Here is a 16,375-nt window from a genome sequence, read left to right as displayed (position 1 = left end):
AATAATCATCGAAAGAATAATTCTCTATCGGTGGTAGTAATAGTTAAACCTCATTCAAGGCAGCGATTCTGTGCGATTATTTTCACAATTACGTTGGTATTTTCTTAGTGAATGGCATCGCTATTTTGGTGCTGTTTGTTTTTTAATTATCATTGCTATTTTACAACTCATTCCCCCAAGGATTGTGGGAATTGTCGTAGACGGCATCAGTAGTGAAACAATGGTAATAAACCAAGTGATTATTTATGTCGCACTTATGTTAGTCATCGCCATTGCTGTTTATGGGCTACGTTATGTTTGGCGATTATGGCTATTCGGTGCTTCTTATAAGCTAGCTGTTCAATTACGACAAAAATTTTATCGCCAACTTAGCTTACAGAGCCAGTCATTTTACCTGCGTTACCGAACCGGTGACCTTATTGCCCGCACAACAAATGATGTAGACCGAGTTGTTTTCGCGGCTGGGGAAGGGGTTTTAACATTGGTCGATTCCCTCGTCATGGGGTGTGCTGTATTAATTATGATGAGTGTGGAAATTAGTTGGCAATTAACATTATTAGCATTGATTCCTATGCCAATTATGGCTCTTGTCATTAAACGTTATGGTGATCAGCTACATAATCGCTTTAAACATGCTCAAGGCGCTTTTTCATCACTAAATAACCAAGCTCAAGAAAGTTTAACCAGCATTCGCATGATTAAAGCATTTGGTCTTGAAGAACATCAATCTAACCAATTTGAACAAATTGCTACCGAAGCTGGCCGCCGTAATATGCATGTGGCGAAGGTTGATGCGAGATTTGATCCAACCATTTTTATTGCGATTGGTATGGCAAATTTATTTGCTATAGCGGGTGGTAGTTGGATGGTATTGCAAGGAACATTAACGCTTGGTGAATTGACTAGTTTTGTTATGTATTTAGGATTGATGATTTGGCCAATGTTAGCACTTGCATGGATGTTTAATATTGTCGAACGCGGAAGTGCTGCTTATAGCCGTGTCCGAGCATTGTTAGATGAACCTTTGGGGATCAAAGATGGAACATTATCGCTTGAAGATAAGCGAGGTGATCTTAATGTTGATATTCAATCATTTAAATACCCTGAAACGACGCGTCATGTTTTACAAAATATCCATTTTTCATTAAAACCGGGGCAGTTTTTAGGATTGTGTGGGCCGACAGGTTCAGGAAAATCAACCTTAATTGCCTTGCTGCAACGCCAGTTTGATATTGATGTAGGTGACATTGAATACCAAAATAAGCCACTAAAAGATCTCCGTTTAAATGAATGGCGTGGCAGGCTGGCAATTGTCAATCAATCTCCTTTTTTATTTTCCGATACTATCGCTGCTAATATTGCGCTGGGTCATCCGCAAGCCACTCAAGAACAAATTGCAGAAGCCGCAAGAATCGCTTGTGTTCATGATGATATTTTAAGGCTACCGGAAGGATATGAAACACAAGTTGGTGAGCGAGGTGTTATGCTTTCTGGTGGGCAAAAACAGCGAATTTCAATTGCTCGTGCTATTTTGCAAAATGCTGAAATATTGATTTTAGATGATGCATTATCTGCGGTTGATGGGCAAACAGAGTTCACTATTTTGCAGAATTTAAATCAATGGCGGCAAGGTAAAACATTAATTATTAGTGCTCACCGTTTATCAGCATTAGTAGAATCAGATCTTACTCTGGTTTTATCCCAAGGACATGTGGTGGCTGAAGGGAAACATTCAGAGCTTATCAATTTGCCTGGTTGGTATAAAGATATGTATCGTTATCAACAAATCGAAGCGGCTTTGGACGGTGATCTATGAGCCAGAAAAAGGCTATTTGGCCTGCATTAAAACGTTTGATTTCATATGGTAAAGCATATCGTAGCACAATGATCATCGGGATAATTATGCTCTGGCTTGCTGCAATTGCCGAAGTTAGTGGTCCGTTATTGATCAGCTACTTTATTGATAATATGGTTGCGAAAAAGCAAATCATCATGCCATTAACGTTATATATGGTTATTGGCTTTGTGTTATTACAAATTGCGGCGGCATTGCTGCATTATTATCAAAAAATACTCTTTAACAAAGCCGCGGTTGGTATTGTTCAAACATTGCGTACTGACGTGATGAGTGCGGCTTTACGTCAGCCACTAAGCGCATTTGATAATCAACCCGTAGGGCAAATTATTTCTCGCGTCACGAATGATACTGAAGTCATTAAAGATCTATTTGTCATGGTTGTACCAACGGTATTTCGTAGCTTGGCATTGGTTTGTGCCATGCTGGTTGCCATGTTTGCACTTGAATGGCGAATGGCGTTAATTGCGACAACAATGTTTCCTGCTGTGATTATTGTGATGGTAGTTTACCAGCGTTTGAGTACACCAATTGTTCGCCGTGTTCGTACTTATCTTGCTGATATTAATAATGGTTTTAATGAAATTATTAATGGTATGACAGTTATTCAGCAATTTCGCCAACAAGCTCGATTTGGCGAAAAAATGCTACAAATTAATCGAGACCACTACAATGCGCGCATGAAAGCATTGAAGTTAGATGGATTATTGCTGCGGCCTTTATTAAGTTTAATTTCAGCGTCAATTTTATGTGGGTTACTATTACTTTTCGGCTTTGATGGCGCGAGCACAATTGGGGTCGGGGTGCTTTATGCTTTTATTAATTATTTGGGGCGCTTGAACGAGCCCCTTATTGAGCTAACTTCTCAACAATCTATGTTACAACAAGCTGTTGTTTCAGGGGAGCGCGTATTTGAGTTGATGGATAGCCCGAAACAAGCTTACGGAAATAACGAAGAACCATTACAAAATGGTTCGATTGATATCCAAAATTTATCTTTTGCTTATCGGAAAGATAAAAAAGTACTCAATGATATTAATCTGTATGTTCCTGAAAATAATTTCATTGCATTAGTCGGACATACCGGAAGTGGTAAGAGTACGATAGCAAATCTGATTATGGGTTATTACCCTTGGCAACAAGGTCAAATTTTATTGGATGGGCGACCATTACATTCTTTATCACATCAGGTATTACGCAATGGAATTGCGATGGTGCAGCAAGATCCGGTTGTTTTAGCTGCTTCCTTCTTTGATAACGTCGCTTTAGGACGAGAAATTTCACAAGAAAAAGTCTGGCAAGTTTTAGAGATTGTCCAGCTTGCGGAGCATGTCAGAAGATTACCAGAAGGTATTGATTCTTTACTTGGTGAGCAAGGGAATACCCTTTCAGTTGGACAGCGTCAATTATTAGCAATGGCAAGAGTATTGGTTGTTTCACCAAAAGTTTTAATATTAGATGAAGCAACGGCCAATATTGATTCAGGAACAGAACAGGCGATTCAAAAAGCGCTGCAAGTTATCCGCCAAACAACAACACTTGTCGTCATTGCTCATCGTTTATCAACCATTGTTGATGCAGACCAAATTGTTGTGCTACATCGTGGTGCAATTGTTGAAAAAGGCCATCATGCGCAGTTATTACAACAAAAAGGGCGCTATTATCAGATGTACCAATTACAACAAGTCGGAAATGCATTGAATTTACATGATAATGCCGAAATGGAAGAGATGTTAGCATAATTTTTTTGCACAATGATGATGCATGACCTATCAGGCCACTCAATAAGAAGTGGCCTTTTTACTGCCTATTTTATGTCAATTTCGATGTGAGTTTTATTGGCATATATCTTGCTTTATTTCATTTGTTCCTTCTGTATTTCAAAAAGAATTATTGGATTATTAGAGGAATATGCTGCCTGTTATGTTTTCTATTGTGCATATTGAGCCCGATAAGCAAACAGGGGAACTAAGAAATTGGAGGGAAAATGAAATATATCATCGCAATCATTAAGCCTTTTAAGTTAGATGATGTCAGAGAAGCATTATCAGATATTGGTATTCAAGGCCTAACAATTACTGAGGTTCGCGGTTTTGGGCGACAAAAAGGGCATTCAGAATTATATAGAGGTGCAGAATATACGGTTGATTTTTTACCTAAAGTTCGTATGGAAATTGCAGTACCAGATGAATTTGTCGAGCAGGTTGTTGAAGTTATAGAACAATCAGCAAAAACAGGGCAAGTGGGCGACGGGAAAATTTTTGTATTAGCGCTTGAACAAGCCGTGCGTATTCGCACTGGTGAAAAACAAGATGAAGCATTATAGGAGAACTGGAATGAGTAAACTTTTGCCATGTTTATATGTGCTAGGTATAGCGAGTTTTCCTGCCAGCGCGTTAGCTTCGACGACAAATTTAGACAAAGCTGATAATGCTTTTATGATGATTTGTACGGCTTTAGTGCTATTTATGATTTTGCCCGGGATTGCACTTTTTTATGGAGGATTGTTGAGAAGTAAAAATGTCCTGTCATTAATGGCACAAACTGTGGTGATTTTTGCCCTTGTTTCCGTCATTTGGATAATCTATGGCTACAGTTTAGCCTTTAGTGAGGGGAATGATTTCTTCGGTGGTTTCGACCAAATAATGCTACATGGGATGAGTATTGCGAGCTTATCTGCAACCATACCGCAATTTATCCATGTTGCATTTCAAGGTGCTTTTGCCTGTTTAACAGTCGCGCTGGTGGTTGGTGCATTGGGCGAAAGAGTTAAATTTTCAGCCATACTTATTTTTGCCATCATTTGGACAAGCTTCTCTTATTTGCCAATGGCACATATGGTGTGGGGCGGCGGTTTGTTAGCGCAAGATGGTGCTTTTGACTTTGCGGGTGGTACTGTCGTCCACATTAATGCTGCTGTTGCGGGTTTGGTTGGTGCTTACTTACTGGGTAAAAGAACGGGCTACGGCAAAGAAGCAATTAAACCACATAATCTTCCCATGGTATTTATGGGCACGGCAATTCTGTTTATTGGCTGGTTTGGATTCAATGCAGGCTCGGCGGGGAGTGCTGATGAAATAGCTGCCTTGGCATTTATTAACACTGTCGCGGCAGCGGCCGGATCAATTTTATCATGGACATTAGCTGAATGGATATTTAGAGGGAAACCTTCTCTACTTGGCGCGTGCTCGGGGTGTTTAGCTGGGCTTGTTGGTGTCACTCCAGCGGCTGGAACAGTCAGTGTTGCAGGGGCATTAATCATCGGATTAATAAGTGGAGCTGCTGGATTGTGGGGCGTCGTCATTCTCAAAAAATGGTTAAAAGTTGATGATGTTTGTGATGTCTTTGGTGTCCATGGTGTATGTGGTGTTGTCGGATGCTTACTCACTGGCGTGTTCACTTCTGCTGCGGTTGGTGGCATTGGCTATGCCGAAGGTGTAACAATGATGAAGCAAGTCGGTATTCAAGCATTCAGTATTCTAGTTTGTGTTGTTTGGACGGCTATTGTGGCTTATATCGCTTTTATTATTGCGGATAAAACGGTTGGGTTGCGAGTACATGTTGAGCAAGAAAGAGAAGGGCTTGATATCACTTATCACGGTGAGAATGCATATAATTAATCAAAACATTAATATCAAATTAATATGAACTCTTATTTAAAATAATGGCAGCTTTAATTTCTTATTTAGCTGCCATTATCTTTTAATGCTGAGTGCCGCAATCGATAAAAGTTAAAATTAAATAGATTTTCTTTTACGGATCACGCCTTCTTGGACTGCTGTTGCAACTAATTGACCTTGTTTATTGTAAATTTGCCCTTTTACAAATCCGCGGACGCCAGAGGCTGATGGGCTTTCAATGGCATATAATAGCCAGTCATCAATTTTAAAAGGGCGGTGATACCACATGGAGTGATCAATTGTAGCAACCTGCAAATCTCTCTCCATAAAGCCACGGCCATGAGGCTGTAATGTTGCTGGTAAGAAATTATAGTCAGATACATAGCCCAATAGATAATGGTGTAATGATGGTATATCCGGTAACTCACCTTTAGCTTTAAACCAAATATAGCGAAATGGCTCCAATGGCGGCGCATCGAATGGGCTATAAAATTGAACAGGGCGGAATTCAAATGGATTAGGGCGTAAAACATATTTTTTGATAGCATCTGGCAGCTTATCGACAATGCGATTAATAATCTCTTCTTGTGAGAGCAGTTCATCAGGATAAGGTACTTCTGGCATCAAATTTTGATGGTTAAAACCTTCTTCTTGCGCTTGAAAAGATGCAGTCATAAAGAAGATAGGTTTACCATGTTGAATGGCACTGATCCTTCTTGTGCTGAAACTACCGCCATCTCTTAAATTTTCTACATCATAAATAATGGGATGTTGGCTGTTTCCTGGGCGCAAAAAGTAGCTATGAAATGAGTTAATAACGCGATTATCAGGGATGGTTTGTTCAGCAGCATACATTGCTTGGCCAACAACTTGTCCGCCAAAAACCTGTGGTAAACCAAGGTCTTCACTTTGCCCACGAAAAAGACCTTCTTCAATTTTTTCTAATTCTAAAAGATGAATTAAATTTTGCAGCTCTGGACTCATAACAACCTTGCAATGGGTGAATTAATGTCTGATGGCAATATTTTCCCATTAATCAACAAAAATAGGTAGGTCGTTTCTGCTTTATCCTAAAAGTACCTTTGCTGTAGAGATATTAATGTTGGTTAATCAATGGATTATAATGAACTATCTCCACTTGATGTTTAAAATGAATAGTCTTTGTTTGTTACATTTTGAAATATAATTTCATTAATTGACTTTTATTGGTTATAATTTGACTAGCTAGCAATATATCTAGGTTTAAAGAAAATAAAAATTAATAATACTTATTATAACAAATTTATTGGACGCTCATTATGAAATTATATCGGGTTATTATGTGTTTCATTATATTGGCGTTATTATCTGGTTGTGAAGGCAATAACAATAAGCCAAAAGAAAAGAAGCTCGGCAGTTCACAACAATCAATGCAACAAAATTTAGGCACAGATTCCGTTAGCGGCCAAATTGTCATTTTGCAGCACGCTAAGTTACCTGAAGATGCACTGTTAACAGTCACTTTAGCTGATGAATCAGCGATGATAGGGCTGCCAGTATTAATATTATCTCAGAAATATTATGATGTTGAAGGTAAGCAATCACCATTCCCATTTGAATTAAGCTATCAACAAAATGAAGTGCGTACTAATGCACATTTGACTGTCGGCGCAACAATTTCTGTCGGCGATAAAATTTTGTTTGCTAGTGAGAAAGATTCAGATCAAGTTGTTATCAACAATGGTGTCACGCAAGATATTAAGCTAGTACTTTTTCCTATTAAGTAACTCTTTTTATTGGCAGATCTTTTCTGTAAGCTGAAAAACACATTATCTTACTGATAGATTGAACGGCTATTTCAATGATTATCATTGAAAAAAGATAAATAAATAGGTGTTATATTCAATAAGTGGCAATGCTTGTGTAATAAATCAGCACTTAGGGGCTGCTTTATTGCTATTTCAATTGATATCAAGCATAATGCGACCTGCTTTTGAAAAAGCAATCTATGGGGGCTCTGTTGGTTCTCCCGCAACGCTAACTTGTTAACTTGGTCAGGTCCGGAAGGAAGCAGCCATAGCAGGGGATGTGTGTGCCGGGATGCGCTGGCAGGGCCCCCACCCATTCCCCCTTTTTTATACTTCTTTCTACCTCTTTCTACACATCCTAATAGCTATATTGATATTTTTTGTTTTTAATGATGTATTAATGAGCTAATTAATTTTATTCTATAAATAGTTTTTATTTGCTTTATTTGCTTTATTTACTTTATTTACACTAAATACGTGATTATTAAATAATAGAGCCTATTTACAAAAAATATTGAAATAATATAGATAAGTTGAATAAATTAATTAGATTTTATCTGGGGGAGTGAAATATGAGCAAAAATGACACACCTAAAAAGCGTGGTGAATAATAAGCAAAAATATATTCAGCCGATAAATAAATGCTATCGGCTATAACCGGTTGTTATCTGAGCATATAAATAAAGTGCTATCTAACAAATTTCCAAACAGAAGCTGGGATTTTATCGTAAAGTTTATTCATGGTGAGTTCTGCTAAACGGTGATCTGCAGCTGAATAGAATAGCTCTAATTCATCATCAGATAGTTCATATTTGTTTTTTTCAATGACACGCTCAAGTGTATCAATAGTTGTGCATTTTCTTAAACGCATCAGATAATCAGTTTTGGTCATAATACCCTTTCTTTTATATACAATTAAAAAAGCGTTATAACATGCTATGTTATAGTTTATATTGATAATAAATAATATAGTTTATGTTTTACTCGTTAAACATTTTAAATCATCATCGAGCACAGCGACTAGGCTTTGATTCATACTTTGCCAATCGGTAATTTCACTTAATGTTATTACTGGACTACCAAATAGATCGTAAGTTTCATCAAGGTACTCTTCGACTAACGATATAATGAGATTCTCTTTTGGATGTTTTATCTTATATTGCCATGCGAAAGCCGCAATATGCTCAATAAGTTCATTAAGCTGAGCACTTTGTGGGGAGCTTAAATCATTTACCCAATGCGTATTCGTTTTTTGTAAGCTTAAAATTGCTTCCCGATTTAAACTATTACACAAATACTTTAACTCAGATATATCATGATGTTTGGGTGAGTATTCATCCATAATCACCTCCGCAGGCGATACAAACCTTTGCTACGTGTATTTTTATATCAAAATAATCTAGAACTATATAACACTTTAATTAACATAAAGCATAAAACAATCAATACATTAAGTAATATAATCGTTGTGTCAAATATGTGAAAGTTTAGAGTTATCAATAATTATATTTATGATATTCAATACGGACTAGCAGCGCTAATTTTTTCACTGTACTGTTAATATAGCACTTTTATTGCATAAGTCACCACCTAATAGGGACTTTTTTTCAAAGTAAGCTTAATAAAGGTGAGTAATCGTGCTATTTGTATCTACTAAATACAATTATAATGATGATTTCATATCTAATTATATGCTTTTTTCGTTTGTTTACAAAAAATAACAATTGTTGTAACTGAGATGTGTTAAATAAATATCCGTAAAATGTATTTAATTAGATAAGATTTAACTAAAATTAAATGAAGTAACAATTATTATAAATAATTGATCTTAGTATTTAGTTGCTAATACCTACCGATTACTCGGTAGGTACATACCATATAACTATATTATTTTATAAGTAAAGATTTAACTTAACTCCAGGTTTGAGATCCGCCATTTTGACACCTGAATTCCAACTCATTAAATCATTAAGCTTTATTCCATGTCTCTTAGCGATGCTGTAATAAGAGTCACCTTTCTTCACTTGATAAGTTGTCGATTTTTTGGCGTTAGTTATTGCTTGAGGCGCTGAGCCATTTACTTTTAGTATCTGGCCTGGACGGATATTGGCTGTTTTCAAACCGTTAAGCTGTTTTATATTTTTGCTAGTTGTATTAAATTTTTTGGCAATACTCGCAATTGATTCACCTTTACGAACTTTATAACTATTTATATTCGGTGATTTTGTTGCTGGCCTTTTAAGTTGATTTTGCGCAACAGCAAGACGAATTTTATCCAAAACAGCTTGATCTGAAAGTGATAACTTCAATTGTTCCGCTTTCGTAGTGGGTAACAGAAGGTAATGTGGGCCATTTGGCGAAGTAATACCACGTTTATAACCTGAGTTATAAGTCTTTATTGAGTCTTCTGAAAGCCCCGTTAACTCAGCCGCTTGTGTTAATGTAATTTGCTGGCCGACATCAACTTTAGTGAGTGCCCTATTTCTATTACTGTGTGGTAACTTGACTTGATATTTTTCAGGCGACCTTAATATCTGACTCAGTGCTAATACTTTTGGGACATATTGCTTAGTTTCTTTTGGAAGCGGTAATGACCAAAAATCGGTTGGCAAGCCAGCGGCTTCATTCTTCTTAATCGCATTTAATACACAACCTTCACCGCAGTTATAAGCAGCAAGCGTGAGTTCCCAATCATGACCAAACATGATGTTTAAATTTTCAAGTAAATTAAATGCGGCAGTAGTCGATGTAATTAGGTCACGACGTTCATCAACCCATTGATCTTGTTTTAAGCCATATGAACGCGCTGTAATAGGAACAATTTGCCATAGACCAGCAGCTTGAGCGGGCGAAGTTGCTTTAGGGTTGAAAGAGCTTTCTATGATTGGAATTAGTGCTAATTCCATTGGTAAATTTCGGCTATTAATTTCGTCTACGATCCAATACATATAAGGTTCAGCCCTTAATGTGACGTCGTAGAGAAAACTTTGTTTTGTGTAAAAGTTGTTTGCCTGTTCCCTGATCATTGGATTATCAGGAATATTCATCTTCAGCTCATCACTGATATAACCCCAAAGATCATTATCGATCGATGAGGTTTGTCTACTTGCTGCCTGATTGTGAGAAGCAACGTTTTCTATAGAGTGGTTTGCTGAAGACTTGCTCTGCTGAGTTTTTTGTGGGGAGGCTTGGCATCCAACCAGCAGAACAATGGCGATAAGCGTCGCTATTGTCTTCATTGTTCTTAAGATTCTTTATTTAGTCTGTAAAAGTCGAACAATAATACTTACCCCACCCCAAGAAGACAATAATTAAAAATCAATATTGATCTTTTAATTGACGTAACAGGGTAAAAACAGCCCTGAGAGAGGGATTTACTTGGTTTATCTTTAATTTTTTTTGCAATATAGGATTATCACATTGCAAAAATAAATTAATCTTTCGTTCAATCTTAAGCGTTGATGGAATAGTAGGAATATTTTTATCACGTTTTGTTGTGACTTCTTCTTGATATTGCGAAATAGCAGCATTTTCAGGCCAAATATGGTGAGCAAATTTTAGGTTTGATTGTGTATATTCATGCGCGCAACATATTAAAGTGTCATCAGGAAGTGCTGAAATTTTTTGGATAGATTGGTACATCTGTTCTGGTGTCCCTTCAAAAATTCGGCCACAACCAGCAGAAAATAAGGTATCACCACAAAATAAATAAGGGGCTTGATAAAAACCAATATGGCCTAAAGTGTGACCGGGAAGTCCGATAACCTGAAAGTCAAAATCACCTATTTTAACGCTATCACCCTCATTAACTAACTGAGTTGCTCCCTTAGTTAACGTTTCTTTCGGACCAAAAACTGGCAGATTTGGAAAAGATTTTAAAATAGCATTTACGCCACCAGTATGGTCATTATGATGGTGAGTTAATAAGATAGCTTTTGGTTTCAGCCTTTTTTGTTCAATTATTTCGAGAACAGGTTCTGACTCAGATGGGTCAACAATGATACACTGCTGGTGTTTATCAGACAAAATCCAAATATAATTATCATTTAAGGCGGGTACTCGTATTAACTCCATAGTGACCTCTACAATTTTATTAAGGGGAGTTTAATGAAGCTAGCGCGTATTGAGAAAAAATTCCACATGCCAGTGAGTTGGTCTGATATCCCTTTTGGGGAACAATACCGCCAAGCATTACAATATCACCTGCGACCTTGGTGGCCGAAAATGTTTGGTTTCCATTTACTCAAGCTTGGGCATTTGAGCACTGAAATTCATACAGATGAATGTATGATAGCGCATCAGTTTTGCGCAGGGAATGATGATCCCCGTTTTCATATATTAGCAGATCAATTAAGTTTACCATTTGCAAATAAGTCGATTGATGCTTGTTTAATGTCGCAAGTGCTTGCTTACAGTCATGATCCTCACCGCATTTTACGTGAAGTCGATCGTGTTTTAATTGATGATGGTTGGCTCATTATTTCCGGCTTTAATCCACTGAGTTTAGTAGGATTGGGGAAAATGATCCCTATGTTAAGAAAAAAGCAGCCTTATTGTAGCCGCTTATTTCCTTCATTAAGAATTTTTGATTGGCTTAGCTTACTGAATTATGATGTGCTTTATCATCGAAATTGTCAGGCATTTCCTTGGCATGGGCCGGAAAACTGGCTAAATAAGCATATTGCTGGAGTTGGGGTGTTAAATGTCATTGTTGCAAGAAAACGCACTTACCCATTAACACCCACATCATTAAAATTTAAACAGCCAAAAATGCAAATTGGAACAACATTAGGGGCGACTAAACGCATGAATAATCGCTCAAATAACCCCTAATTTATTTATCAGTTTTGTGCTGGTTGGTAACCGGTATCTTCTTTAGTTGGCGATTCAGCAGCTTTGCGAGCGAGTTCATCACATTTCTCATTTTCAGGATGCCCCGCATGGCCTTTTACCCAGCGCCAATCAATATTGTGTCGAGTGATCGCTTCATCAAGGCGTTTCCAGAGGTCGACATTTACAACGGGTGATTTATCTGCTTTGCGCCATTGTTTACGTTTCCAATTATGGATCCACTGTGTGATCCCTTGGCGAACATATTGGCTATCTGTTGTTAATATAATTTCACAAGGTCTCTTTAAAGATTCAAGTGCAATAATTGCAGCGAGTAGTTCCATCCGATTGTTAGTCGTGAGAAAAAAGCCATCGCTGAGTGTTTTTTCATGTTGTTGATAACGCAAAACTACACCATAACCACCTGGACCTGGATTACCTAAACAAGAACCATCTGTGAAAATTTCTACCTGCTTTGTCATTTCTGCTAAACTCTACCTTATTCATCAATCTCTAGTTTGACACAAAAATCTATTATGAGCACTGCGATAACAAGACAAATCGTTCTTGATACTGAAACCACCGGTATGAACAAATTAGGTGTTCATTATGAAGGACATAATATTATTGAAATTGGGGCTGTTGAAGTCATCAACCGCCGGTTAACAGGGCGTAATTTTCATGTCTATATAAAACCAAATCGTTTAGTGGACCCCGAAGCATTTGGTGTTCATGGTATAAGCGATGAATTTTTGCAGGATAAACCTGTATTTGCTGATATTGCTGATGAGTTTATTGAGTTTATTCGCGGTGCTGAATTAATTATCCATAATGCACCATTTGATATTGGTTTTATGGATTACGAATTCCGTAAGTTGAATAAGGGCATTCCCCCAACGAGTGAATTTTGCCAAATTACCGATAGTTTGGTGATGGCGCGGCATATTTTCCCCGGAAAAAGGAATAGCTTGGATGCCTTATGTGACCGTTATCTAATTGATAATACAAAACGTGTGCTTCACGGCGCTTTACTGGATGCCGAAATTTTGTCAGATGTTTATTTGGCGATGACGGGAGGACAAACATCATTAGCATTTTCAATGGAAGGGAATAGCAGCTCAAATGAACAATTTGTTGAAGAGATCCAACGTATAGAACGCCCTGTAAGTGGCCTTAAAGTTCTTTATGCAACAGCTGAAGAGTTAGCTGAGCATGAAAAGAGGCTTGATCTTGTCGATAAGAAACATGGTAAACCTTGTCTTTGGCGATATTCAGTCGATTCTGATGAAGAACATCAAATACATTAAGCCTTAATTTTCTAAGACTAAAAAGTGTTCAAATGCGCGATTTTTCAAGAAAAAGTATTGACTGTCAATGGAAGTGTTCGTAATATGCATCCCGTTCCTTAAGGAACATTCGGAGCGGTAGTTCAGTTGGTTAGAATACCTGCCTGTCACGCAGGGGGTCGCGGGTTCGAGTCCCGTCCGTTCCGCCAAATATCAAAACCCTGATTTTTTGAATCAGGGTTTTTTGCTATGTTTACTATCCGTGTTTTTTAGCACCAAGACTTACAGTTCCTATAACCACATTCCTACACTTTTTGTTGGATCATCAAATAATAAAAGAGCCGTTTCTAGTAGCCTTACTGCCTATTTTATTTATTCAAAACGAATTCAAATAATTTTTTTTGTGGTGGTCCTGAAAAATTCATTTTGCCAATTTGATTCATGAGTACCTCAACCACGACAGGTTTTTTTAAATAAATATCTAGCTGAATGAGTGGGCATGGCAGGGGTAATGACCATGGTTTAGTTTCATATAAGAAATTAGGACCAATTATTATGAGAAATACTAAAAGTGATTAGTGGAGAAAATCGTTAAATGGACTTAAAAGATTAAGTATATATTTAAATATCATCATTATTAATTATAGTAAAAAAATAACATAAACATTTATTCTTTATTTGAATGTCATAAGAAGTGATAAATTGATGTTGAAATGAAAAATCAGTAATAACAAGATGAAAAACAATGAATGTTAATTTTATAGAATAAAAAAGAAATAGAACAATTAAGAAGAAATGCGATATTTTAATATGAATTTCATTTCACTTTTATTTTTTAATAAGGTTTTACAATGTTATTAGGTAAATATCATTTGTAATAATCTAGTATGAGTATTTAAAAAAGATTTTTTAAAAATAATAATTATCACCGTGATTTATAATCATGAAACTATTTTATGGGTTACATTAAATATTGGCTTAAATAATAAATGTAACTCAAGCTTATCAATGATTTAACCTAATGATAATATTGATTATTTTTTTATTTTATTTCAGTGGGGATATTATGTTTATTTTTTGTTAATCTTTTTTAATTATCTTAAATAGAGGTTATTTGTTTAGGATTGTCTAATGAGGATGATTTTTGTTTATATATAAAACAAATATTATTCTATTAAATATACAAATTAGACAGTGTTTCTAATCGCTCTACTTTGTAAAAAATAACAAGGCAGAATTATAATTAATTTTGTTTTGTCATGCCGATACTTTTGACTAGTTCATTTAGTGTTGATATTTAAAATTTAATAAATAGATAGATTGACTTTATATTAATAATAATAGATATATTGTGTTATTTGTAATAACTATCGGAGTAAAAGATGACTACGAATATGGAATCTATCTTTTTAGAAAATGAACATAAAGCTGCACTTGAGCCAGAAAAATATGCAACACCAGAATTAGTACAATTAGCCTGTCGGAATGGATATAAAGGATCTACTACTGGTTTTGCTCCAGGTTTTGTGCAAGCAAATATTATTTCGGTACCAAAAGAATATACAAAAGATGTTTTGCTCTTTGCTCAACGCAATCCAAAACCTTGCCCTTTAATTGAATTGATTGAAGATGGAAATGTATCGGGTAAATATTTTAAAGGTGATATTAGAACGGATTTACCAGGATATAGAATATATAAAAATGGCGAAGTTGTAGAAGATTATGTTGATGATGTGACGCCTTATTGGAATGGTGAATTAAGCACTTTCTTGTTTGGATGCTCTTTTAGTTTTGAAAGTTATCTGATGAAAGTGGGAATAAAAATGCATCATATTGATGCTGGCAAGAATGTCCCGATGTACAGAACAAATATTGAATGTGAACCTACAGAGAAATTAAAAGGGCATATGGTTGTTTCTTTAAGAGCAATGCCATCGGGTCAAATTGCATTAGCTTCTGATGTCACCTCACACTTTGTTAGAACTCATGGTTCTCCAATACATGTTAGTAATCCGGCTGAAATCGGGATCACGGATATTAATAAAGTTGATTTTGGTGATGCGCCTATTATTCCTGAAGGTGAAATTCCTGTTTTTTGGGCGTGTGGTGTTACCCCGCAAATTGCTATTCTTGAAAGTAAAGTCCCATTCGCGATTAGTCATTATCCCGGAATGATGGCTCTGCTTGATATGAAAGACGAAGATTTAATGAATTGGTAAGCGCCATATGTATTAATTATAACGGGGTAGAAATAAATGAGTGTTGCTGATGCGGCCAATATCATATTTTATGAGGGACTAGGAACTTTTGTTTTTGTGTTACTTATTAATGGTGTTTGTATTTCAAGTGGCTTAAGAACTGCACGTTCTCATACTAATGAATGGCTTTTTTTAGGTATAGGTGCAGGGGTTGCAGTATCAACCGCTTGTTTTGTTGCTTATGAAGCTGGTGCTAACTTAAACCCTGTCGTCACTGTCGCTAATGCTTTGTTATCAAACATCAGTTGGTCGCAAGTTCCATTTTATATTATTGGACAAATGCTAGGTGCCATGTTGGCTCCACTCGTCGCCTATCTTGTATTTAAACAAGAGTTTGATAAAGACCACGAGTTTAACAATTCTACTCAGATACTCTTTTTTACCGTACCTGAAGATAGAAATTTATTTTGGAATACTTTCTCCGAAGCTGTAGGTTCATTTTTGCTACTGCTTTATGTTGTTTTTGCCCTCGATACCAGTAGTGATCTTGGTACACTAAAATATATGGGCGTCGGAGTTGTCGTCGCATCTATCGGTCTTGCTGTTGGTGCACCTACATGCTATGCGATTAACCCTGCAAGGGATTTAGGCCCAAGGTTAATGTATAGCTTTATTTTACCTATTAAAAATAAAGGTAAAGTAGATTGGCAATATGCGATTGTCCCTATTTTAGGACCATTTATTGGTGGGTTAGCGGTTGTATTGCTTAAATTATTTGCAGTTCATGTCATTGCCTGAT

The 16,375-nt window shown here is 36.6% G+C and carries 15 protein-coding genes, 1 tRNA gene and 1 other RNA gene; 11 read left to right on the top strand and 6 right to left on the bottom strand.

Features of this window, described 5'->3' with window-relative positions:
- Positions 1-70: 70 nt before the first annotated feature.
- The 4 genes from OO7_RS14680 to amtB all read left to right on the top strand — a co-directional run bounded on the left by OO7_RS14680 (position 71) and on the right by amtB (position 5,475).
- Entirely contained in the window at positions 71-1,816 is a 1,746-nt protein-coding gene (locus OO7_RS14680) for a SmdA family multidrug ABC transporter permease/ATP-binding protein (protein ID WP_008916717.1), read from the top strand.
- Positions 1,813-3,597: a SmdB family multidrug efflux ABC transporter permease/ATP-binding protein gene (locus OO7_RS14675; protein WP_008916716.1), complete on the top strand. Its 1,785-nt coding sequence runs from the start codon at positions 1,813-1,815 to the stop codon at positions 3,595-3,597. Before OO7_RS14680 ends, OO7_RS14675 begins: the two co-directional genes overlap by 4 nt.
- Before the next feature lie 245 nt (positions 3,598-3,842).
- Positions 3,843-4,181: a P-II family nitrogen regulator gene (locus OO7_RS14670; protein WP_008916715.1), complete on the top strand. Its 339-nt coding sequence runs from the start codon at positions 3,843-3,845 to the stop codon at positions 4,179-4,181.
- A gap of 10 nt (positions 4,182-4,191) precedes the next feature.
- On the top strand, positions 4,192-5,475 hold the full coding sequence (gene amtB / locus OO7_RS14665) for an ammonium transporter AmtB (RefSeq protein WP_008916714.1): 1,284 nt from the start codon (positions 4,192-4,194) through the stop codon (positions 5,473-5,475).
- A gap of 117 nt (positions 5,476-5,592) precedes the next feature.
- Here amtB and tesB read toward each other — a convergent pair whose 3' ends face one another.
- The gene (tesB, locus tag OO7_RS14660; protein ID WP_008916713.1) at positions 5,593-6,459 is read right to left on the bottom strand and encodes an acyl-CoA thioesterase II; all 867 of its coding nucleotides are present in this window, start codon (positions 6,457-6,459) and stop codon (positions 5,593-5,595) included.
- 314 nt (positions 6,460-6,773) lie between these two features.
- On the opposite strand from tesB, the gene OO7_RS14655 reads away from it, so the two are divergent.
- Together OO7_RS14655 and ffs are read left to right on the top strand one after the other, a co-directional pair.
- Positions 6,774-7,241 (top strand): YbaY family lipoprotein, encoded by a 468-nt coding sequence (locus OO7_RS14655; RefSeq protein ID WP_008916712.1) that lies wholly within the window; start codon positions 6,774-6,776, stop codon positions 7,239-7,241.
- Positions 7,242-7,472: 231 nt separating this feature from the next.
- Positions 7,473-7,568, top strand: an RNA gene (ffs, locus tag OO7_RS16595) — signal recognition particle sRNA small type.
- 382 nt (positions 7,569-7,950) lie between these two features.
- Here the strand turns inward: ffs and OO7_RS14650 are convergent.
- The 4 genes from OO7_RS14650 to gloB form a co-directional block, all read right to left on the bottom strand.
- Positions 7,951-8,154, bottom strand: coding sequence for an HHA domain-containing protein (locus OO7_RS14650; protein ID WP_008916711.1), 204 nt, complete (start codon positions 8,152-8,154; stop codon positions 7,951-7,953).
- 81 nt (positions 8,155-8,235) lie between these two features.
- Positions 8,236-8,604: an Hha toxicity modulator TomB gene (tomB, locus tag OO7_RS14645; protein WP_008916710.1), complete on the bottom strand. Its 369-nt coding sequence runs from the start codon at positions 8,602-8,604 to the stop codon at positions 8,236-8,238.
- Positions 8,605-9,154: 550 nt separating this feature from the next.
- Positions 9,155-10,501, bottom strand: a complete 1,347-nt coding sequence (gene mltD, locus OO7_RS14640; protein ID WP_008916709.1) for a murein transglycosylase D — start codon at positions 10,499-10,501, stop codon at positions 9,155-9,157.
- A gap of 79 nt (positions 10,502-10,580) precedes the next feature.
- On the bottom strand, positions 10,581-11,336 hold the full coding sequence (gloB, locus tag OO7_RS14635) for a hydroxyacylglutathione hydrolase (RefSeq protein WP_008916708.1): 756 nt from the start codon (positions 11,334-11,336) through the stop codon (positions 10,581-10,583).
- Between the two features lie 33 nt (positions 11,337-11,369).
- On the opposite strand from gloB, the gene OO7_RS14630 reads away from it, so the two are divergent.
- A complete protein-coding gene (locus tag OO7_RS14630) occupies positions 11,370-12,095 on the top strand; it encodes a class I SAM-dependent methyltransferase (RefSeq protein ID WP_008916707.1) in 726 nt (241 codons plus the stop codon).
- Between the two features lie 8 nt (positions 12,096-12,103).
- Here the strand turns inward: OO7_RS14630 and rnhA are convergent, their stop codons facing one another.
- Entirely contained in the window at positions 12,104-12,574 is a 471-nt protein-coding gene (gene rnhA, locus OO7_RS14625; RefSeq protein WP_008916706.1) for a ribonuclease HI, read from the bottom strand.
- 54 nt (positions 12,575-12,628) lie between these two features.
- Between rnhA and dnaQ the strand changes: the two genes are divergently transcribed.
- The 4 genes from dnaQ (at position 12,629) to OO7_RS14605 (ending at position 16,374) form a co-directional block, all read left to right on the top strand.
- Positions 12,629-13,399, top strand: coding sequence for a DNA polymerase III subunit epsilon (gene dnaQ / locus OO7_RS14620; protein ID WP_008916705.1), 771 nt, complete (start codon positions 12,629-12,631; stop codon positions 13,397-13,399).
- Between the two features lie 111 nt (positions 13,400-13,510).
- Positions 13,511-13,587, top strand: a tRNA-Asp gene (locus tag OO7_RS14615).
- 1,173 nt (positions 13,588-14,760) lie between these two features.
- Positions 14,761-15,597, top strand: a complete 837-nt coding sequence (locus OO7_RS14610) for a putative hydro-lyase (RefSeq protein ID WP_008916703.1) — start codon at positions 14,761-14,763, stop codon at positions 15,595-15,597.
- Positions 15,598-15,633: 36 nt separating this feature from the next.
- Positions 15,634-16,374, top strand: coding sequence for an MIP/aquaporin family protein (locus OO7_RS14605; RefSeq protein ID WP_008916702.1), 741 nt, complete (start codon positions 15,634-15,636; stop codon positions 16,372-16,374).
- Position 16,375 lies beyond the last annotated feature (1 nt).

It is taken from the genome of Providencia sneebia DSM 19967 (genome assembly GCF_000314895.2).
GTDB classification, from domain to species: domain Bacteria; phylum Pseudomonadota; class Gammaproteobacteria; order Enterobacterales; family Enterobacteriaceae; genus Providencia; species Providencia sneebia.
This window is presented reverse-complemented; position numbering and strand designations above follow the sequence as displayed.